Here is a 20,396-nt window from a genome sequence, read left to right on the forward strand (position 1 = left end):
GGACGGTTGAGCTGACGTGGGCACACGGCTGGGTTGGCACGACTACGCGTCCCGATGGGCGGCACTGCACGGCGGCTTCGACCCGAGACAGGCGGGCACGGTCGTCCGAGGCTGGGTCCGTCTCTCCTACGAGATCGGTTCCCGCCTCGGCCGCCTAAGGATCTCGCCGACGGCGGTCACCACGGTCGGCCTGGGCCTGTGCGCGGCCACGCCGATCGCCGCCACCCGGGCCCCGGAGGGCCTGGTCACGGCCGCGATCCTGGTCATCCTGGCCGCCGTGGCCGACAGCGTCGACGGCGCGGTTGCCGTGGCCACCGACCGCACGACCCGCCTGGGCTACGTCTACGACTCGGTCGCCGACCGCCTGGGCGAGATCTGCTGGCTGACCGCCTTCTGGGTAGCCGGCGCCCCCGCACCGCTGGTCTTCACCGCGGGCGCGCTGTCCTGGCTGCACGAGTACATCCGCGCCCGGGCCACCGCCGCCGGCATGACCGAGATCGGCACGGTCACCGTCGGCGAACGCCCGAGCCGCGTCAGCGTCACGACGGTCGCCTTCCTCGCCGCGGCCGGTGCCGGCGCCGTCAACCGCGACCTGACGCCGGGCACCCTGACCGTCTTTCTGGCGATCTGGATCCTCCTGGCCACCTTCGGCCTGGCCCAACTTCTGCGAGCGGTCCGCCGCCTCCTGCGCTGACACCCGACGACCGCTCCACTACCGGGCCCGCGCCACACAACCGACAAGGCGCGAACAACGACGACATCCCTCGTGCGAGGGAGCGAGCCGGTCAGGTCAGGCCGGCGCGTTTCAGGATGTCGATGATGACGGTTGACTTCTGGTTCGCGTACTCGGCCATGTAGGTCACGCCCGATTGGGCTATTCGGCGTTTCTCCGCCGCGTAGCGCGATCGGTCTTCCGGGTGCGTGCGCAGCCAGTCGCGCAGGATCAGGTGGCGTAGGTGTTCGTCGCAGTCCGGCGGGAAGACGTGTACGTTGCACGGCGGGTCGAAGCCGTGCAGCGCCCGGCGTTCGTACCAGTCCGGCTCCCGGAGGCGCAGCACATAGCCCGCCGACGACAGTGCCGGCAGATAGGCGTCCTCGTCGCGCGGGTCTGTGACGACCACGTCGATGTCGATCCGGAACTTCGCCGCCATCCCCGGCACCGCGGTCGACCCGACATGGTCGACCGCCAACGCCACCAGGCCCAGCGCGGCGCGGATCCGGGTGGCGTGCCGGGCATACAACAGGGGCCAGACCGGGTCGTACGCCGAGATCATAATCGGCGCCGTCAACCGGGGTGGGTCGCCCACGTTCCGTGCGCGCAGCCACTCCTCCGTGACCGGCGGTGCGGGTGCGGGCAGCGGCGGCATGCGCATCGACAAGAGCCTACGCCGGGCCGATCTGCCCCGCGACGATCCGCGCCGACAGCGCCACCATCGGCAGCCCGCCGCCCGGATGGGTCGAGCCGCCGACCAGGAACAGCCCCGGAAGCGGCCCGCGGTTGGCCGGCCGCAGCAACCCGCCGGCGGTCCCGTAGATCGCCCCACCCGGCGCCGCGGCCGACGCCTCCAGCGACGCCGGCGTCAGCACCTCCCGGAACAGCACCCGGTCGCGGACGTCGACGCCGCGCGCGGCGAGCACCGCCAACACGCGGTCCGCGTACGCCGCCGCCAGCCCCGGCCTGTTCCAGTCGACCGCACCCGGCCCGACACCGTGCCGCGGCGCGTTGACCAGCACGAACCACGCCTCGTGGCCCGCCGGGCGGACCGCCGCGTCGTCGGCGACGGTGACGAACACCGCGGGGTCGGCCGCGAGCCGCCCACCGAACACCGCGTCGAACTCCGCGTCGTAGTCGGACGGGAAGAACACCGTGTGGTGCGCCAACCCAGGCGTGCGGCCGGCGACCCCGAGCAGCAGCACGAAACCCGCCAGGCTCCGGTCGGACAGCCGGGACAGCCGGCGCGGCGTCGGCAGCAGGTCCCGGTACAGGGTCAGCGCATCCACGTTGGACACCACCACGTCGGCCGGCACGAACGACCCGTCGACCCGTACGCCGTCGACCCGACCGCCGGCCACCGAGATCGAGGTCACCGTCGCCCCCGTGCGCACCGACACGCCCAGGTCGACACACCGCGAAAGCAGCGCGTCGGCCAGCGTCCCCAACCCGCCGGGCACGTACCAACCCCCGAACGACAGTTCCGCGTACGGCACCGCCGCCAGCGCGGCCGGCGCCCGTCGGGGGTCGGCGCCGGTGTAGGTCGCGTAGCGGTCGAGCAGCATCCGCAGCCGGGGATCCCGCAGCCGCCGCAGGCCCAGGCCGCGCAGCGACTGGCCCGGGGCCACCGCGGCCAGGTCACCGAGCCGCCAGGCCAGCCCGGCCAGCGCGGCCGGCGAGTCGACCGGGCGGCGCAGGATGTCACGCCACGACGCGTCCCAGACCCGCCCGGCCCGCCGCCACAGGCCCTGCCAGTCCAAAGCCGCCTCGGCACCGAGCGCGGCGCCGATCCGCTCAGCGAACTCGGCCGGATCGGCGCACGAGTCGAGCACCGTGCCGTCGGCGAACACGTGCCGGACCACCGGGTTCAGTGGCACCAGCGGCGGGGCCACACCGCCGAGGTCGGCGAACAGCTCGTCGAACACCTGCGGCAGCGTGAGCAGGCTCGGCCCGGTGTCGAATCGAAAAACACCCTCGGGCCGTGCGACCACCCGGCGGCCGAGCTTGCCGCCGACCACCGTGGACCGCTCGTACACGGTGACGTGGTGTCCGGTTGCCGCGAGCCGCGCCGCGCACGCCAGCCCACCCACGCCGGCCCCGACCACGACGACCTCAGCCACGCCCGCCTCCGAGGATCACAGCACCACCGGCCGGTCCCGCCACCGCAGCGCGCCGGCGCGCCGCAGCCGGTAGGAACGGACCACCAACCAGCCGAACAAGAGCACCGACACCGGCTGAGCCAGCGCGTCCGGCCACCACCTCCCGCCCGTCGCCGCCGCGCTCGCCACGCGGCCGAGCACCCCCAGGGCATAGGCCACACACCCGGCCAGCACCACCGGCAGCGACCACGTCACCAACCCGAAGACAGTCAACAACACGGGTACGACATAAACGAGCAGCAGCAGCCCCACCACGGCCGCAGCGCCAAGAGCGGACCCGAACGACGCCCACAGCGACTTCGTGTAGCCGGCGACGAGCGAGTCCCACGACGAGTACATCCGGCACTCCGCGACCCGCGACCCGTCGGCCAGCGCGATCCGCCCACCCGACCGTTTGACCGCCCGGGCCAGCGAGATGTCCTCCAGCACCGACGACCGCACCGCCGCATGCCCACCGGCCGCCAGGTAAGCCGAACGATCCACCACCAGGAACTGCCCACCGGCCGCCGCCAGCGACGGCCGCGCCGAGCGCTCCAGCGCCCGCAGCGGCAGGAACGTCAGCCACGACCACTGCAACAGCGGCTGCACGAGCCGCTCACCCCACGACCCCACGACGATGCGGGGGTACGGCGACAGCAGCCCGACGCCCGCCGAGCGCAGCAGGGCCGCCGCACCCGCGACGGCCGAAGGCGACAGCACCACGTCCGCGTCGACGAACGCCAGCACCCGGGCCGCCGGGTCGGCCGCGTCGGCGAGCTGCTGGCAGGCGTGCGGCTTGCCGAGCCAGCCCGGCGGCAGCGGCGCCCCGGTGAGCAGCCGCACGCGCGGGTCGTCGCCGGCCACCGCACGTACCACGTCTGCGGTCCCGTCGGTCGACCCGTCGTCGAGGACCAGGATGGACAAGGGCACGCCACGCTGGCCCAGCAACGACCGCAGGCACGGCTCCACCCGGGCGGCCTCGTCGCGCACCGGCAACAGCACCGCCACCGGCTCGGGAAAGGCCGCGTCCGAGGGGCGGCGCAGCAGCCTGGCGTTGATCGCGGCGTGCACGGCCAGGGCGCCGGCCAACAGGGCTGGCAGCCAGGCGAGCGCGCTCACGTCCGTACCCGATGCAAGATCAGGGTGACGGCGAGCGGCAACGCGACCAGCCCCATGCCCAGGGCACCCCAGCCAGCCGACGCGGACAGCCCGAGGAAAGCGGCGTGGGCCAGGATGCTGGAGAAATAGGTCCACAGGTACAGCGCGTACATCGGCGCGTCCGGCCCGATGACCAGCGCGGCGGGGCCGGCCAGCCCGCTGAACACGGTCATCATCAGGATCGCGACGACCAGCCAGCCGGCGTAGTTGCCCAGCGGCACGTCCGGCACCCCGGGCAGGCTCGGCGACGGGTTCGACCAGGTCCAGTAGCCCTCGGCGACCATCTGCGGGTCGAGGAACAGGTCCCACGCGGCGAGGCCGACGCCGGCCACCCCGACCCGCAGCGCGGTGGGCCGGACCAGCCGCACGGCCGCGAGCCAGGCCGGCCACGCCATCCAGGTCCAGGCCAGCGGGATCACCCACGGCACACCGGCGATCTTCGGACCGAGCGCCCCGGAGTACGCGTATTCGCCGAACGGCGCGCCGCTCGCCACCCCCGCCGCCTCGACGAAGAGCCCGCCTCCCGTGGTGACCACCACCAGCACGGCCGCGACCCGTGGGCCGCGGGTCAGTGCGGCGTGGCCGACCGACAGCACGTAGCCGAGGACGACCGTCGTGACGGTGACCGCGGTGCGGGCGCCGTCATCGGTCAGTGGATAGCAGATCTGGGCGAGGATCAGCAGACCCAGCCCGTACCAGGGCAGCTTGCGGGTCATTCCCCGGACGGCGCGCGCACCGGCAGGTCCCGGCCGAGCACCGCGAAGGCCCGCTCGTCGCCGGGAAAGCGGAAGTCGCGCAGCACGTCGACGAACTCGAAGCTGCGGTAGAGCCGCCAGGCGCGGGACTTCTGCTCGTCGGCCTCCGGTGTGGACAGCAACGTGGTCGCGCCGGGCGCCATGCCGAGCAGCGCGCGCAGCTGGCGGGCCCCGACGCCGTGACCCTGCGCGGCCGGGCGGACGTGCAGCTCGACGACCTCGAAGCAGTCGGTCAGCCAGCGCTTCCGGTGCTCCTCGCTGAGCGCGGAGCGGACCTGGTCGTGCCACCACTGACCGGCCCCGGAGACATAGCCGTAGCCGAAACCGGCCAGGTGTCCGTCGGTGGTCAGCGTGGCGACCGCGCGGAAACCGGAACGGCGCACGTGCGTGGCGATGATCCCGCGCCGGGCCTCCATCAGCTCCGGCCGGTAACCCATCGCCTCTCCGTAGACGGCCACCACGTCGTCGAGCCGACGTGCCAGGTCGTCCGGCTTCCACGGCACCAGCCTCATGCCGGATCGCTCCTTGTCATCTGTTGCCAGCCGAGCACCCCGCGGTCACCCATGATGCCGCATACCGCGAACCGGGCGAAAAGCTCCTCGGCGTACCAGTCGACCTGTGCCGTGCGCGCGATGGCGGCACGATGCTCCGGCTGACGGTACGCGAAGCCGACCAGATCCGTTGTGCTCCGCCACACGGTGACCGTGCCCTGCCAGCCGATCGGTGCCTCGCCGACGCCGAACCGGGCGAGCAGTCCCGGCGCGTCGCGCAGGGATGCGGCCACCGGGGGGATGGCGCGCCAGAAGGTCGCGGCCCGCGACGGCTTCAGGCGGGCCCGGGTCAGGGCGAGGACCATTCCGTCGGTACGGGTGGTTTGTGTTTTTTGGAAGGGTTGGTGGCCGCTCCAGGTGCCGCGGCTGGCGATGGGTTCCAGGTCGACTCTCGCGTGCGCCGTGCTGAGGTCGGTCCAGCTCTCGATGGCTCGTGGCGTTTTGTCTTTTTCGTGTACGAGCAGGGCCGCCCAGCGGGTGGCGTCGACGTCGCCGGGGCCGAAGCCGGTGCCGGTGCCCGTGCCGAGCAGCTTCGCGAAGCGGACGCCGGGGTGGCGGCGGAGGCGGGCGCGGTCGGTCGCCATCCGGGCGAGCACGTGCGGGATCTTCCGCGTGGGGACCCGCCAGACGTGCAGGGTGACGACCGTGTCCATCGCGCCCAGTCTCCACCGTCTCGTTTCGGGGTGGTCAGGCGACGTCGGTGACGGTGCCCCCGGTTAGTCGCTCGAGCTCGGCCGGGGTGATCGGGAAGACGGCGTGCGCGATGCCGCCGGCGGCCCAGACCTCTTCGAACGAGAACAGGGCGGTGTCGACGAGGGTACGCATGGCGGGGCGGCCCGGGTGGACGGGCGCGACGCCGCCGATCACCTGGCCGCTGTGTTCGCGGACGAAGTCGGGGTTGGCGCGGCGGACCTTCTCGATGCCGTGCTCCTTGGCCACCCGGGCGGTGTCGACCCGGTGCGCGCCGCTGGTGAGCACCAGCAGCGGCGCGCCGTCGGCGTCGAAGACGAGCGAGTTGGCGATCTGGCCGACTTCGACGCCGAGCTGTTCCGCGGCCGCCGCGGCGGTGGGCGCGGCGGCCGGCAGCATCCGGACCTGGCTGGGCTGGCCGGCGGCGTCGCGGGCACCGGCGGCGTCGAGCGCGTCCTGGACGGCGCGGACGTTGGGATGCGGTTGCATCGGGACACGTTCTCACGCCGTGCGGCAGTTCGCTTCTCGTTTCCACGTGGTGGCGTTCGCGCTGGTCGGCGACGTGTTGGGGGTCGGCGGCGGGTGCCGGGGAACATCAGCCGACATGAGCGCGCGGCGCGTTGCTTTTTTGTCGGACCCAAGGTGTACTCTTCTTGTAGTTAGAACGCGTGTTCGATTAGCTCGCACACTCGTTCTGGCGGTCCGGGAGGCGCGATTCGCGGCGCGGCTTCCGGAACGTGCGGCTTCGCGGGCCGCACATCAGGCAGGACCGTCGCCCGCCGCCCTCGACCCCCGGGCGGTGGGCGACGGACCAGCCGACCTGCCGGTCGGGTGTGGTGTGGGGAAGCGTCACGCCCGACCGGCAACTAGCACTACCGCTGCGCCTTCCTCCGCCGCGGGGCACGTCCGCGGGTCCTTCCGGGGCCCGTGCACAGGCTGCATACGCGGAGGAGACAGGTTCATGACGACCAGCCCGGCCCAGGCGCCGACCGTGCCGGCACACGTGCTGCCACACCGCACGCCGGCCCAGCTGCTCGCGATCGCCCGCCACGGCCTCGCCGAGGCCGCGCAGACCCGTCCCGACGGCCTGCGCTACGCCGCCGCACACCTGGCCGCCCTACGCGCGGCCGCCGCGATGCTCGCGGCCCGGGCCCGCCCCTCGCCGACCCGGCGCAACCGGATCACCAGCGTCTGGGCGCTGCTCGTGCTGGTCGCGCCCGAGCTCGACGAGTGGGCGACCTACTTCGCCGCCGGCGCGACCAAGCGCGCCGCCGCCGAGGCCGGCATCCCCCGGGTGGTGACGGCCCGCGAGGCCGACGACCTACTACGCGCCGCCGAGCAGTTCGTGGCCGTGGTCGAGGTCGCGCTCGGCATCGCACACCAGCCCGCACTCGACGGCCTGGCCGCCTGACGCGCCGGCCTGACCATCGCAACACCGCACAACCAGCACAACCAGCACGACGGGGGTGAACGCATGGCGGGGCAGATGACGCTGGGATCAGCGGCGTTGTCGGGTCTGGTACGGCCCGCCAGCGCCCCGGCCGACGACGCGCACCGGACGTTGCCGGTGCCGGCCGAGCTGCGCGGGCTGCTGCCCGGGCGCGGCCTGCGCCGGGGCAGCACCGTGGCCGTGGGCACCGGCCCGCGCTCACCCAGCGGTGGCACCTCACTGGTCCACGCGCTGATCGCCGAGGCGTCCCGGGCCGGTTCCTGGTGCGCGGTGGTGGGCGTGCCGGCGTTCGGCGCGGTCGCGGCCGCCGACGGCGGCGTCGCCCTCGAGCGGTTGGCGCTGGTGCCCAACCCCGGCCCCGAATGGGCCACGGTGGTGGCCGCCCTGATCGACGGCGTCGACGTCGTGGTGCTCGCCGTCCCGACCCAGAGCGCCGTCGCGAGCTCGGTCACCGCCCGGCTGGCCGCCCGTGCCCGGCAACGGGGCAGCGTCCTGGTGCCCTACGGCCACTGGGACGGCGCCGACCTCACCCTCCGCGTCACCCGCGGCCGCTGGGAGGGCCTGTCCGCCGGCCGCGGCCGACTCCGCCGCCGCGAGGTCACCATCGTCGCCCGCGGCCGGGGCGCCGCCACCCAACCGCGCGAGATCACCGTCTGGATGCCGGGCTTCCGACCCCTGACCGGCACGGTCGCGATCGCACCGCTCGAACCCATCACCCTGCCGCCCCTACACGCGGTCCCCGACCCGACCCCACCCACCACCGCCGAGCCGCCGCCCACCGACGACCAGGCCACGACGGCGCGTGACCGGGTCGCGGGCCGGGCGCCGGAGGCGGGTGGCCGGGGTGAGGCGGCGCTTGTCCAGGAGCCGGCGTCGTCGGGGTTCGGGCCGCCCGCTCCGGCAGAGGCGGAGCCGTCGTCGCGGTCGTCAGGGTCTTGGGCCGTCGACGGCGCCGGGCCGGGTCCGGCAGGCGGCACGAGCCGGTCGTCCGGAAGCGATCTGCCTGGTCCCGACGCCGACGGGCCGGTTACCCGGCGCGGTCACGGCGACGCCGGCGGCGCGAGGCGCCTTCTGGGAGACCACCGCGCGGTGCGGGGCACGTCGTTGTTCGACCTCGTCGCGGACGGTGAGCCTGCCGGATCGTCGGATGACACGACGCGTGCGGCACCGGCTTCGGCCGACGACGGACCGGTGGGCGGCCGGGGGCCGGCTGTCACGACCGGTGAGACGCCGTCGCAGGCCGCGGACGCCGATCCGGCCGCCACCGATTCGGCCGAGCCGGGGCAACGACCGCGGCTCAAGTTGGTCGCGGGCGGGGTCCGATGACCAGGCGGGCCGCCGCTGCTGGTCGCCCAGGTGCCGTGGGTCGCCCGGGTGCTGCGGGTCGTTCGGACGCTGCGGGTGGGTCGGGTGCCGCGGGCACGTCGGGCGCGAAGAAGAGCGTCGGCGCCGGGCGGGCGGTGGGTGACGGCGGTGCGGTGGCGCGTACCGCGGTGCTCTGGTGTCCGGACTGGCCCGTCATCGCGGCCGAGATCGTCGACGGGGTTCCGGCGACCGGGGCGGTCGCGGTGCTGCATGCCAACCGGGTGGTGGCGGCGTCCGAGGTGGCGCGGGCCGATGGCGTGCGGCGGGGGCTGCGCAAGCGGGAGGCGCAGAGCCGATGCCCCGGCCTGGTGGTGGTCGACCACGACCCGGCGCGGGACGCGCGGGCGTTCGAGCCCGTTGTCGCCGCTGTCGAGGAGATGGTCGCGGGGGTCGAGGTGGTCCGGCCCGGGGTGTGCGGGTTCGCGGCGCGGGGGCCGGCCCGCTACTTCGGTGGCGAGGAACCCGCCGCCGAGCGGATCGTCGAGTACGTCGCGCAGGCGTGCGGGGTAGAGAGCCAGATCGGGGTCGCCGACGGTGGGTTCGCGGCCGGGCTCGCGGCCCGGGAGGGGCTGATCGTCGCGAGCGGGGAGACCGTGGCGTTCCTGGCGGCCCGGCCGGTCGAGGCGCTCGCCCGCCCCGCCCTCACCGAGTTGCTCCGCCGGCTCGGCATCACCACCCTCGGCGCGTTCGCGGGGCTGGGGCGGGGCGACGTGCTGGCGCGGTTCGGCTTCGACGCTGCGCTGGCGCACCGGCTGGCCGCGGGCGGTGACGAGCGGCCCCTCGCGGTCCGGCGTCCGCCGCCGGACCTGGAGGTCAGCGAGGACTACGGCGACGACCCGCTGGAACGGGTCGACGTGGCCGCGTTCGCCGCGCGGGTGCTCGCCGAGCGGTTGCACGAGCGGCTGGCCGGCTACGGGCTGGCCTGCACCCGGCTGGCCATCGGCGCGGTCACCGCGCACGGCCAGGAGCTGCACCGGGTCTGGCGGCACGACGGGCTGCTGACCACGGCCGCGATCGCCGACCGGGTGCGCTGGCAGCTCGACGGCTGGCTGTCGGGCACCACCCGGCGCGGCGCCGGTGCCCGGACCGCGCCGGCCCGGCCGACCGCCGGCATCATCCGGCTGCGCCTCGTGCCCGAGGGGGTGCTGCCGCACGCCGGGCTCCAGCCGGGGCTATGGGGCGAGACGGGGGAGGAGAAGGAGCGGGCGCACCGTTCGTTCAACCGGATCCAGGGCATCCTCGGCCCCGAGTCGGTGGTCACCGCCGTGCTCGGCGGCGGTCGTTCGCCGGCCGACCAGGTGCGCCTGGTGCCTTGGGGCGACGAGCTGACCCCCACCCGGCCCGCCGCGCCCTGGCCGGGCCGGCTGCCGCCGCCGGCGCCCGCGCTGGTGCTGCCCGCGCCGCTGCCGGCCACCGTCCGTGACGCGGCCGGCGAGCCGGTCGGCGTTTCCGCCCGGTTGCTGGTCACCGCCGCGCCGGCCCGCCTCACGATCGGCAGCGGGCCGCCGGCCGAGATCGTCGGCTGGGCCGGCCCCTGGCCGGTCGACGAGCGCTGGTGGGCGCCCACCGAGGCCCGCCGCCGGGCCCGGTTCCAGGTCGCCCTGGCCGACGGCAGCGCCTTCCTGCTCTCCCTGGCCGCCGGTCAATGGTCGGTGGAGGCCATCTATGACTAGCGTGAACCGTTTTTCAAGGTCATTTCGATGTAATGGTTATGGAGACGCGGACCTGGCAGCGAAGCGGAGCGAGCGGTCCCCGGCGGGAGCGACGGTCGTGCCCACCGCGGGCCCGGGACAGGCTCTTGATCTCTTGTGGCCGGTGGCCGATGGGCTTCAATAATCCGGGCATCTCGTGGTCGCAGCTGGAAGGGACGCTCTCCGGGCGGCGCCTGCACGTCGTCGACCCGCTGGCGGTCGACGCCGACGGCGGTGACTCGCCGGCGTGGACCCGCAAGCGCCCCCGCTACGAGCCGCCGCCGGAGCCGCCGCCCGAGCAGGGCACGGTGCCCTACGCCGAGCTGCACTGCCACTCCAACTTCAGCTTCCTCGACGGGGCCAGCCATCCCGAGGAGCTGGCCGAGGAGGCGCGGCGGCTCGGGCTGACCGCGCTCGCCATGACCGACCACGACGGCTTCTACGGTGTGGTGCGGTTCTCCGAGGCGGCGCGGGCGCTCGGGCTGCCGACCATCTTCGGTGCGGAGCTGTCGCTGTCCGAGGGGATAGGCGGCCGGGACACCGTGATCAGGTCGGGCGAGCCCGACCCGCACGGGCGGCACCTGCTGGCGCTGGCGCACGGCCACGAGGGCTACGCGCGGCTGTCGTCGGTCATCGGGCAGGCCCAGCTCGACGGTGGTGAGAAGGGCCGGCCGTCCTACGGTCGGCTGGAAGACGTCGCCGAGCAGCTCCGGGACCACGTGCTGGTGCTGACCGGGTGTCGCAAGGGGACGGTGCCGGCGGCGCTGCTCACGGAGGGGGTCGACGCGGCGGCGCGGGAGCTAGACCGGCTGGCGCGGCTGTTCGGCGCCGACAACGTCGCGGTCGAGCTGACCGACCACGGCGATCCGACCGACGGCGACCGCAACGACGCGCTGGCCGCGCTCGCCGCCCAGCGGGGGCTGCCGACCGTCGCCACCAACAACGTCCACTACGCGACGCCGGCGCGGCGGCGGCTGGCGACCGCGGTGGCCGCGGTGCGGGCGCGGCGCAGCCTCGACGAGATCGACCCGTGGCTGCCCGCCGCGGCGACCGCCCACCTGCGCACGGGCGCCGAGATGGCGCAGCGGTTCGCGGCCTATCCGGGTGCCGTGGCGCGGGCCGCGGAATACGGGCGTGACCTGGCCTTCGACATCCAGCTCGTGGCGCCGAAGCTGCCGGACTACCCGGTCGACCCCGGCGAGTCCGAGATGGACCACCTGCGCAAGCTGACCATGGAGGGCGCGCTGGTGCGCTACGGGCCGCGGGCGGCCCATCCGGATGCCTACCGCCAGCTCGACTACGAGCTCGCGATGATCGAGCAGCTCGGCTTCGCGGGCTACTTCCTGGTCGTCTACGACATCGTCAAGTTCTGCCGCGACAACAAGATCTACTGCCAGGGGCGGGGGTCAGCCGCCAACTCCGCGGTCTGCTACGCGTTGTGGATCACCAATGTCGACGCCGTCCAGCACGGGCTGCTGTTCGAGCGCTTCCTCGCGCCGGAGCGCGACGGGCCGCCCGACATCGACGTCGACATCGAGTCCGACCAGCGGGAGCTGGTCATCCAGCACGTCTACCAGAAATACGGCCGGCGGCACACGGCCCAGGTCGCCAACGTGATCTCCTACCGGCCGCGGTCGGCGGTGCGCGACATCGCCAAGGCGTTCGGATTCTCGCCCGGCCAGCAGGACGCGTGGAGCAAGCAGATCGACCGGTGGGGCTCGGTGGCCAAGGTCGACGTCGACGACATCCCGGAGCACGTCGTCGACTTCGCCAACGAGCTGCAGACCTTCCCCCGCCACCTGGGCATCCACTCCGGCGGCATGGTGATCTGCGACCGGCCGATCATCGAGGTCTGCCCGGTCGAGTGGGGCCGGATGCCGGGCCGCACCGTGCTCCAGTGGGACAAGGACGACTGCGCCGCCGTCGACCTGGTCAAGTTCGACCTGCTCGGGCTGGGCATGCTCTCCGCGTTGCGCTACGCGTACGACATGATCGAGGACGAGCTCGACATCAGCACGATGCCGCTCGACGACCCCGAGATCTACGACATGCTGTGCCGCGCCGACTCGATCGGGGTGTTCCAGGTGGAGAGCCGGGCCCAGATGGCGACGCTGCCCCGGCTGAAGCCCCGCGTGTTCTACGACCTGGTGGTCGAGGTCGCGCTGATCCGGCCGGGCCCGATCCAGGGCGGCTCGGTGCACCCGTACATCCGCCGCAAGAACGGCCAGGAGAAGTGGGAGCACGACCATCCGCTGATGGCGAAGGCGCTCGACAAGACGCTCGGCGTGCCGCTGTTCCAGGAGCAGCTGATGCAGCTCGCCATCGACGTCGCCGGCTTCGACGCGTCCGGCGCCGACCAGCTGCGCCGGGCCATGGGCTCCAAGCGGTCCGCCGAGCGGATGGCCGAGATCCGCGACCGGCTCTACGCGGGCATGGCCGAGCGGGGCATCACCGGCGCGCTGGCCGACGACATCTTCCTCAAGCTGTCGGCGTTCGCGAGCTACGGCTTCCCCGAAAGCCACGCGATGAGCTTCGCCTACCTCGTCTACGCGAGCTCCTGGCTCAAGCGCTACCACCCGGCCGCCTTCCTCGCCGCGCTGCTCAACGCCCAGCCGATGGGCTTCTACTCGCCGCAGACCCTGACCGACGACGCCCGCCGGCACGGTGTCGAGGTGCGCCGCCCCGACATCAACGCCAGCAACGCCCAGGCGATCCTGGAGTCGACGAAGGACACCCGCTGGGGCAGCGGCCCGAACGAGCCGCCACACCAGTGGGGCCTGGGAGGTCCCGCGGTCCGGGTGGGTCTGGCCGGTGTACGCACGATCGGCGCGGAACTGGCCGAGAAGATCGAGCGGGAACGGGTGGCGGCCGGGCCTTACCGCGACATGTCCGACCTGGCCCGCCGGATCGGCCTCACCACCGCCAACATGGAGGCCCTGGCCACCGCCGACGCCTTCGCCTGCTTCGGCCTGACCCGTCGCGAGGCGCTGTGGGCCGCCGGCGCCGCGGCCCAGGAACGCCCCGGCCGACTACCGGGTACGACCGCCGCGACCCAGGCACCGGTCCTGCCGGGCATGAGCGAGGTCGACCGCCTGGTCGCCGACGTCTGGGCCACCGGCCTGTCACCCGACAGCCACCCGGCCCAGTTCATCCGCCCGCAGCTGGCGGCGATCGGCGCGATCCCGATCGCCCGCCTGGGCCGCTACGAACACGGCCAACGCGTACGCGTCGGCGGCATCGTCACCCACCGCCAACGCCCGGCCACCGCCGGCGGGGTCACCTTCATCAACCTCGAAGACGAGACCGGGATGCTCAACGTCACCTGCTCACCGGGTTTGTGGCTGCGCTACCAGCGGGTGGCCCGGCGGAGCGCGGCCCTGGTCGTCCGCGGCCGGCTGGAGATGGCGGAGGGAGTGGTCAACCTGCGCGCGGACCGCCTCGACGCCATCACACCCCCGGTCACACCAGCCTCCCGCGACTTCCGCTGACACGGTCGGCGATCGCGTCCGCGATGAGATCCGGGTGGTGGAGGGGGAGCAGGTGGTCGGCCTCCGGGATCACCGATGGCTCGCAGTGGGGGAGCCGGGCGGCCACCGCGTGACCGCAGGCGACAACGCCCGGATGGTCCAGCCCGGCGATCAGGACGCGGCTGGGTGCGGTGATCGTGTGCAGGCGGTCGAAGGCGGGTGGGTCGGGCTGCTGGAGGTCGCCGCAGGCGGCCATGGCCGCGACGGCCCCAGCGATCTGGGCCCGGGCAGCGGGCCCGGGATCGGCCCGCGCCCACGTCCGCAGGCCGAGGTCGATCAGCCCGTCCCGGTCGTCGGCGGTGAACAGGGCGTCGAACCGGGTGAAGAAGTCGTCGACAGGCCAGGGACAGGAGTGACCAGCAGCAGCGACCCGACCCGCTCGGGGCACGAGAGAGCCAACCCGATGGCGGCGGCCCCGCCACCGCTGTGGCCGACGATGACGGCGTCGGCGAGGCCGTCGGTGACCGCGACCAGGTCGTCGTGCCAGCTGAACGGTTGGGTGGGGGCGGGCGAGCGTCCGTACCCGCGGTTGTCGTAGCGGATCGGTCGGATCGACGTCGGAAGCCGGGCCAGGACACCGTCCCAGATGCTCGCGTCGCCCCATCCGGGATGGACGAGGACAACGGGCGTGCCAGCGCCACCGGGATCGGAGACCCAGACCGAGTCGGCGCCGACGTCGAGGAAGCGCTCCACGGCGGACAGCCTAGGTGGATATTGCCGATCAACGCGGCCGGCGACCGGCCGAGCCCGCCACCCGGCGGGGTCGATCTGGCGACTGCTGCCCGCTGGGCTCTGACCTCGTGGGGCCGGCCTGGTGGCGTCCGGGCTGGTGGCGCCCGAGGTGGCGCGGTTCGGACTGGCGGGGTCCGAGGTGGCGACGCCCGACGTGGTGGCATCCGGCCTAATGGGGTCGGCCTGCCGAGTCCACTTGGCGGGCTAAGACGCGTCTGGGCCCGGCCTGGCGGTGTCTGGCCGCAGGCGTCCGACCTGGCGGCTCCGATCTGGCTGTGATGTTGGCTCGCGTTGATCGGCTGGACGCGACCTAGCCAGGGGCCCCGCGCTGGCCGAGCAGGGCGTCGGCCATCGTCTCGCCGAGCCAGCGCTCGAAGCGGTCGAGTGACCAGCGGCGCCGGCGGATCAGGCGGTAAAGAACGTCCGGGGAGGTCAGGGTCCACAGGATGTCGGCGGCGTCGTCGACCGACAGCCCGGCGCGCAGGCCGAACCGGCTGGCCACGTGCCGGGCGATGTTGGTGGTGCCGAGTGCGCGCTCGCTTTCGATCGTGTCGATGAACGTGCGGACCTCGCGGTCGCCGGCCGCGCCCTCGGTCAGCAGGATCGGCACCAGCGGGCCGATCCGTTCGTAGATCTCGCGGCACATCCGGGCGTACAAGGCCAGGCATTCACGCCCGTCGGTGGCGGCGCGCAGGGCCCGCCCCGTCGCCCGGTCGATCATCGGGATCGGGTCGGCGTCGCCCGCGATGGTCACGTCGTACACGGCCTTGAGCACCGCCGCCTTGCCACCCACCGTGTTGTAGACGGTCTGCACGCTCACCTCGGCCCGGGCCGCGATCGCCTCGACCGTCGTGCCCGCGTAGCCGCGGCGGACGAACAACCCCCGGGCCGCGTCGAGCACCCGCTGCCTGGTGGCGCGGGCCTGCTCGGCCCGGACCTCACTCCGGTAGCGCCGGGTGGCCACCCCACCAGTCTCCCAGCGGCCGCGCCGACCTTTCAGCGGAAATGACTGGAGCGTCGATCCACCGAACACGGGCTGTCGACCGATGAAACGGGAGTGATCCGTGAGGGGGTTCCGGCAGACCCGGATCGGCACGTCACGCCGGCCGAGCACGCGACCGTTAGGCTCGGCGCGTGGAGCGAACAACGGTCCGTCCCGGCCCCCGCACCGCGGTCGTCTGGCAGGTGCTGCGCCGCGAGCTCGACCGTGCACCTGAGGGCGGCCTCACCATCCTCGACGTCGGTGGCGGCACCGGCGGCTTCGCGGTGCCGCTGGCCGAGGCCGGCCACCGGGTCACCGTCGTCGACGCGAGCCCGGACGCGCTCGCGGCGCTCAACCGGCGTGCCGTCGAGGCCGGCGTCGCGCCCCGGGTGCGCGCCGTGCAGGGTGACGGGGACGCGCTGACCGGCCTGGTCTCGCCGGGCTCCGTCGACCTGGTGCTCTGCCACGCCGTGCTCGAGGTGGTCGACGACCCGCGCGGGGTGGTCGCCGCGATCGCCGCCGCGTTGCGGCCCGGTGGTGCCGCGTCGGTGCTGGTCGCGTCCCGGGCCGCCGCCGTGCTGGCCCGCGCGACCGGCGGGCACCTGGCGGCCGCCGCCGCGCTGCTCGCCGACCCGGACGGCCGCACCGGGCCCCGCGACACGCTGCGCCGCCGCTACGACGCGGACGGTGCGGCGGACCTGCTCCGCGGTGCCGGGCTCGCGATCGAGGACATCCACGGCGTACGCGTGGTCGCCGACCTGGTGCCCGCCTCCGCTGCCGACGAAGACCCGCGGACCTTGCTCGACCTCGAGCTGGCGGCCGCGGCCCGGTCGCCGTACCGGGACATCGCCGCCCAGCTCCACCTGCTCGCCCGCCGCCCCGCCGAACCGGTATGAGCGAGTTCGACCAGGTCGTTCCGAGGTACGGCGCCGACAGCCTGATGGACGTGCTGCCGAGCGCGCTCGCGCACCTCGGCGTGCCGGGCTTCCAGGACATCCTGGGGTTGGAGCTCGCCGGCGTACGCCGGATCGCCGTCCTGCTGGTCGACGGCCTCGGCTGGCACCAGATCCCGACGGCCGCCCCGTTCGCGCCGACCCTCGCCGACCTCGCCGCCCGCTCCCCACGGATGATCACGACGGGCTTCCCGTCGACGACGCCCACCAGCCTGGTCTCGCTGGGCACCGGTGTCAGCCCGGGCACGCACGGCGTGCTCGGCTTCCGCGTCGCGATCCCCGGCACGGACACGGTTCTCACCCACACCCACTGGCGCACCGACCCGAATCCCGCCGCCTGGCAGCCGGTGCCCACGCTGTTCGAGCGCGCCGAGGCCACCGGCTTGGCCGTCAGCGTCGCGAACCGTCCCGAGTTCGCGGACAGCGGCCTGACGGTCGCGGCCAACCGGGGTGCCGCCTACCGGCCCGCGTCAGACGTCGACGAGCTCGCCGCGGCGGTCCTGCTGGGGCTCGGCGACGCGGGGTCGCCCCCGGCGCTGTCGTACGGCTACTACCCGGACCTGGACCGCTACGGCCACGTCTTCGGCGTCGACTCGGAACCGTGGCGCGAGGCGGCGGTCCAGGTCGACCGCCTGCTCGACCGGGTGCTGCACGGCCTGCCCCCGGACGCCGCGCTGCTGGTCACCGCCGACCACGGCCAGCTCGACGTGCCGGCACACCACCGCTTCGACTTCGACGCCGACCCGCGCCTCCAGGCCGGAGTCCGCGTCGTGGCAGGCGAGCCGCGGGTGCGCTACCTGCACACGCTGCCCGGCGCCACGGACGACGTCCTGGCCACCTGGACCGAGGTCCTCGGCGACGCCGCCTGGGTGGCCCACCGCGAGGACGTCATCGCCCAGGGCTGGTTCGGCCCGGTGCCGGCCCGCAACCTCGAACGCATCGGCGACGTGGTCGCCATCTGCCACGGCACCCATGCGGTCGTCGCGCCCACGTCGGAGCACGCGATCAAGGCGATGCTGATCGCCTATCACGGCGCCTATTCGGCGGTGGAGATGGAGATTCCGCTGCTGGTCGCCCGTCCCTGACACACCACCCCCATCTAGCTCTCACCCGCTTTCCCAGGCACGCGCCGGTGGCCAGCGGTTGATGTCCGAATGCGCGAATGCCGGATGCGCTAATTGATCATGCGAGGTGGCCTCCGGAATTTCGTCGTACCCCCTGGTTAGCCTCTTCTCGTGGGACGCAGTCAGGTGGTGCCGCGCGGGGGTGACCCGCGGTTCGGGGCCGGTGCCGATGACACCGGGTGCGTGATCCTGCACGTCGACATGGACGCGTTCTACGCGTCGGTCGAGGTGCGCAAACGGCCCGATCTGGCCGGGCGGCCCGTCGTCGTGGGCGGTGTCGGGGTGCGTGGGGTGGTGAGCTCGGCCAGCTATGAAGCGCGGGCCTATGGCGTGCGTAGCGCGATGCCGACCGCGCGGGCGCGGGCGCTCTGTCCGGGTGCGGTGTTCCTGCCGGTCGACTTTGCCGCTTACGGCGAGGCCTCGCGAGCGGTCATGGCGATCTTCCACGACGTCACGCCGCTGGTCGAGCCGCTCTCCGTCGACGAGGCGTTCCTCGACGTGGCGGGAGCGGCGCGACTACTGGGGTCGCCGGCGGCGATCGCGGCGTTGATCCGGCGGCGGGTGTCCGACGAGCTGGGGCTGAGCTGCTCCGTGGGGGTGGCCTCGACGAAGTTCGTGGCCAAGCTGGGCTCGGCCCGGGCCAAGCCCGACGGTGTGGTGGTCGTGCCCCGTGACCAGGTGCTCGACTTTCTGCATCCGCTTCCCGTCGACGCGCTGTGGGGGGTGGGGGAGAAGGCGGCGGAAACGCTCCGCCGGCTCGGTCTCACGACCGTCGGCGCGGTGGCCGAGGCGCCGGTCGGGCTCCTGCGGTCCGCGCTCGGTGACGCCGCCGCGGCGCACCTGCACGAGCTGTCCTGGGCGCGCGATCCGCGGCGGGTCTCGACCGAGCATGTCGAAAAATCGATTGGGGCCGAAGTTACTTTCGACACTGACGTCGCCGACCCTGAAGTGATCAAGCGCGCGCTGCTGGAATTGTCGACGAAGGTCGGTGTGCGACTGCGGGAGGCCGACCAGGCCGGTCGCACGGTGTCCATCAAGGTCCGACTGGCTGACTTCCGCACCGTCAACCGCTCTCGCACCATGGGCACCCCGACTGACGTGGCGCGGGAGATCTTCGCTACGGCTTGGGCGCTCTACCAGGCGCTTCGGCCCGGTGACCGGGTCCGGTTGGTGGGGGTGCGGGTGGAGGGGCTGGCGGTCGCCTCGGGTGCCGCGCGGCAGCCGGAGCTCGGTGCGCCGGAGCGCGGTTGGCGAGAGGCGGAAGCGGCCGCTGATGCGGCAGCTGCCCGATTCGGGCGGTCTGTCGTCCGGCCGGCCAGCCTCCTCACGGGCGAACGGATGGAAATTCGACCCCGGCCGTCGGTCGTCCCGCTTTCCGACCCGCGAAGCCCCTCGTAGACTTGCGGGTAAGCAGTCGCTTGACTGTCACGGTCTGTCGGCCCGCCCGGGTCGACCTCGCGACCGGGGAGGAGTGCCGTGCCGCTCTCTGAGCACGAGCAGCGGCTGTTCGAGCAAATCGAGCGGTCGCTTGCCGAGGACCCAAAGTTCGCCTCGGCCGTGCGCGCCAGCGACCCGCGTTTCCACGCGCGGCGTCGTCTGCTGTTGGCCGCCGTCGTGATCATCGCTGGCCTGGCCCTGGTTGTCTTCGGCACGGTGAACAAGACACCGCTGCTCGGCGTGGCGGGTTTCGTCATCATGCTGGGTGCCGCGGCGTTCGCCATGCAGTCGCACCGCAAGGCGCAGCAGCCTGACCTGCACGTCGTGGGCGGCACCGCCAGCCGCCGCACGCGCGTCCGGCGTTCAGGCTTGATCGACCGTCTCGAAGAGCGCTGGCGGCAGCGCCCGGAGGGACACCGCTGACGACCCGCTGAGGCGGCGTTCGGGCCGCCACACCGGGGCACATCTCTGGTGGCGTCGGACCATGCGTCCGACGCCTTTTTCCGGTCTCCGGAAGGCACTCCCCGATGCGCTTCCGCTTCGCCGCGAGCGCCGATGCCCCTGCCATCGCGGCCCTGCACGCCGACAGTTGGCGGCGTTTCTACCGGGGCGCCTACCGTGACGAGTACCTCGACGGCGACCTGCTCGCCGAGCGCCTGGCCCGCTTGGTCGGTCCGGCTCACCGACCCAAACCCGCGGCACGTGACGATCCTGGCCGAAGCCGAAGCCGAAGCCGAAGCCGAAGCCGGGGCCGAAGCCGGGGCTAGGCCCGGACCTGGACCCGGACCCAGCCCCGGATTCGGACCTAGATCCGGACCTGGACGCGGACTCGGACCTGGATCCGGGCTCGAACCTGGATCTGGACTCGGACCTGTACTCGGACCGGGATCTGGGTCTGGACTCGGGCCTGCGTCTGGACTCGGGCCCGGACTCGGGCCCGGACTCGGGCCCGGACCCGGGCCCGGACCCGGGCTTGGACCCGGGCTTGGACCTGGACCCCGGCCTAGACCCGGACCCGGACCCGGACCCGGACCCGGACCCGGACCCGGACCTGGACCCGGACCCGGACCCGGGCTTGGACGGGCCTGGACCGGGGCTTGGACGGGGGCTTGGACCCGGGCTTGGACCCGG

Annotated in this window: 18 protein-coding genes and 1 pseudogene; 9 read left to right on the forward strand and 10 right to left on the reverse strand. The window is 73.6% G+C overall.

What is annotated here, in order from left to right:
• Positions 1-16: 16 nt before the first annotated feature.
• Positions 17-694, forward strand: a complete 678-nt coding sequence (locus CHC05_RS20965; RefSeq protein WP_089251406.1) for a CDP-alcohol phosphatidyltransferase family protein — start codon at positions 17-19, stop codon at positions 692-694.
• 91 nt (positions 695-785) lie between these two features.
• Here CHC05_RS20965 and CHC05_RS20970 read toward each other — a convergent pair whose 3' ends face one another.
• Genes CHC05_RS20970 through CHC05_RS21000 form a run of 7 tightly spaced genes read right to left on the reverse strand, consistent with a single transcriptional unit; the run spans position 786 to position 6,493 of the window.
• Positions 786-1,373 carry a GrpB family protein gene (locus CHC05_RS20970; protein WP_144022702.1) on the reverse strand — a complete coding sequence of 196 codons (588 nt, stop codon included), beginning with the start codon at positions 1,371-1,373 and terminating at the stop codon, positions 786-788.
• Positions 1,374-1,383: 10 nt separating this feature from the next.
• Positions 1,384-2,832: a phytoene desaturase family protein gene (locus CHC05_RS20975; RefSeq protein WP_089251410.1), complete on the reverse strand. Its 1,449-nt coding sequence runs from the start codon at positions 2,830-2,832 to the stop codon at positions 1,384-1,386.
• A 15-nt stretch (positions 2,833-2,847) separates the two neighbouring features.
• Entirely contained in the window at positions 2,848-3,969 is a 1,122-nt protein-coding gene (locus CHC05_RS20980; protein WP_089251412.1) for a glycosyltransferase family 2 protein, read from the reverse strand.
• A complete protein-coding gene (locus CHC05_RS20985; protein ID WP_089251414.1) occupies positions 3,966-4,724 on the reverse strand; it encodes a carotenoid biosynthesis protein in 759 nt (252 codons plus the stop codon). Before CHC05_RS20985 ends, CHC05_RS20980 begins: the two co-directional genes overlap by 4 nt.
• A complete protein-coding gene (locus CHC05_RS20990) occupies positions 4,721-5,275 on the reverse strand; it encodes a GNAT family N-acetyltransferase (protein ID WP_089251416.1) in 555 nt (184 codons plus the stop codon). Before CHC05_RS20990 ends, CHC05_RS20985 begins: the two co-directional genes overlap by 4 nt.
• On the reverse strand, positions 5,272-5,967 hold the full coding sequence (locus CHC05_RS20995) for a monooxygenase (protein WP_089251418.1): 696 nt from the start codon (positions 5,965-5,967) through the stop codon (positions 5,272-5,274). The genes CHC05_RS20990 and CHC05_RS20995 overlap by 4 nt, the downstream gene beginning before the upstream one ends.
• Positions 5,968-6,001: 34 nt before the next feature.
• The gene (locus CHC05_RS21000) at positions 6,002-6,493 is read right to left on the reverse strand and encodes a YbaK/EbsC family protein (protein ID WP_089251420.1); all 492 of its coding nucleotides are present in this window, start codon (positions 6,491-6,493) and stop codon (positions 6,002-6,004) included.
• A 472-nt stretch (positions 6,494-6,965) separates the two neighbouring features.
• On the opposite strand from CHC05_RS21000, the gene CHC05_RS21005 reads away from it, so the two are divergent.
• The 4 genes and pseudogenes from CHC05_RS21005 to CHC05_RS21020 all read left to right on the forward strand — a co-directional run bounded on the left by CHC05_RS21005 (position 6,966) and on the right by CHC05_RS21020 (position 13,998).
• Positions 6,966-7,415 (forward strand): SAV_6107 family HEPN domain-containing protein, encoded by a 450-nt coding sequence (locus CHC05_RS21005; protein WP_089251422.1) that lies wholly within the window; start codon positions 6,966-6,968, stop codon positions 7,413-7,415.
• A 63-nt stretch (positions 7,416-7,478) separates the two neighbouring features.
• Positions 7,479-8,156 (forward strand): annotated as a pseudogene (locus CHC05_RS21010) (hypothetical protein); the annotation flags it as partial.
• A gap of 620 nt (positions 8,157-8,776) precedes the next feature.
• Positions 8,777-10,492: a DNA polymerase Y family protein gene (locus CHC05_RS21015; protein ID WP_089251424.1), complete on the forward strand. Its 1,716-nt coding sequence runs from the start codon at positions 8,777-8,779 to the stop codon at positions 10,490-10,492.
• A gap of 149 nt (positions 10,493-10,641) precedes the next feature.
• The gene (locus CHC05_RS21020; RefSeq protein ID WP_089251426.1) at positions 10,642-13,998 is read left to right on the forward strand and encodes an error-prone DNA polymerase; all 3,357 of its coding nucleotides are present in this window, start codon (positions 10,642-10,644) and stop codon (positions 13,996-13,998) included.
• Here CHC05_RS21020 and CHC05_RS41580 read toward each other — a convergent pair.
• The 3 genes from CHC05_RS41580 to CHC05_RS21035 form a co-directional block, all read right to left on the reverse strand.
• A complete protein-coding gene (locus tag CHC05_RS41580; RefSeq protein WP_179266298.1) occupies positions 13,970-14,425 on the reverse strand; it encodes an alpha/beta fold hydrolase in 456 nt (151 codons plus the stop codon). The two genes, CHC05_RS21020 and CHC05_RS41580, sit on opposite strands and share 29 nt — an antisense overlap.
• On the reverse strand, positions 14,314-14,730 hold the full coding sequence (locus CHC05_RS21030) for an alpha/beta fold hydrolase (protein ID WP_179266299.1): 417 nt from the start codon (positions 14,728-14,730) through the stop codon (positions 14,314-14,316). Before CHC05_RS21030 ends, CHC05_RS41580 begins: the two co-directional genes overlap by 112 nt.
• Before the next feature lie 349 nt (positions 14,731-15,079).
• The gene (locus tag CHC05_RS21035) at positions 15,080-15,733 is read right to left on the reverse strand and encodes a TetR/AcrR family transcriptional regulator (RefSeq protein ID WP_089251433.1); all 654 of its coding nucleotides are present in this window, start codon (positions 15,731-15,733) and stop codon (positions 15,080-15,082) included.
• A 170-nt stretch (positions 15,734-15,903) separates the two neighbouring features.
• On the opposite strand from CHC05_RS21035, the gene CHC05_RS21040 reads away from it, so the two are divergent.
• The 4 genes from CHC05_RS21040 to CHC05_RS21055 all read left to right on the forward strand — a co-directional run bounded on the left by CHC05_RS21040 (position 15,904) and on the right by CHC05_RS21055 (position 19,688).
• The gene (locus tag CHC05_RS21040) at positions 15,904-16,647 is read left to right on the forward strand and encodes a methyltransferase domain-containing protein (protein WP_089251435.1); all 744 of its coding nucleotides are present in this window, start codon (positions 15,904-15,906) and stop codon (positions 16,645-16,647) included.
• Positions 16,644-17,789, forward strand: coding sequence for an alkaline phosphatase family protein (locus CHC05_RS21045; protein WP_089251437.1), 1,146 nt, complete (start codon positions 16,644-16,646; stop codon positions 17,787-17,789). Before CHC05_RS21040 ends, CHC05_RS21045 begins: the two co-directional genes overlap by 4 nt.
• A gap of 150 nt (positions 17,790-17,939) precedes the next feature.
• A complete protein-coding gene (dinB, locus tag CHC05_RS21050; protein WP_089251439.1) occupies positions 17,940-19,226 on the forward strand; it encodes a DNA polymerase IV in 1,287 nt (428 codons plus the stop codon).
• A 78-nt stretch (positions 19,227-19,304) separates the two neighbouring features.
• Positions 19,305-19,688, forward strand: a complete 384-nt coding sequence (locus CHC05_RS21055) for a DUF3040 domain-containing protein (protein WP_089251441.1) — start codon at positions 19,305-19,307, stop codon at positions 19,686-19,688.
• Positions 19,689-20,396: the final 708 nt, after the last annotated feature.

It is taken from the genome of Asanoa hainanensis (assembly GCF_900188485.1).
GTDB lineage: Bacteria > Actinomycetota > Actinomycetes > Mycobacteriales > Micromonosporaceae > Asanoa > Asanoa hainanensis.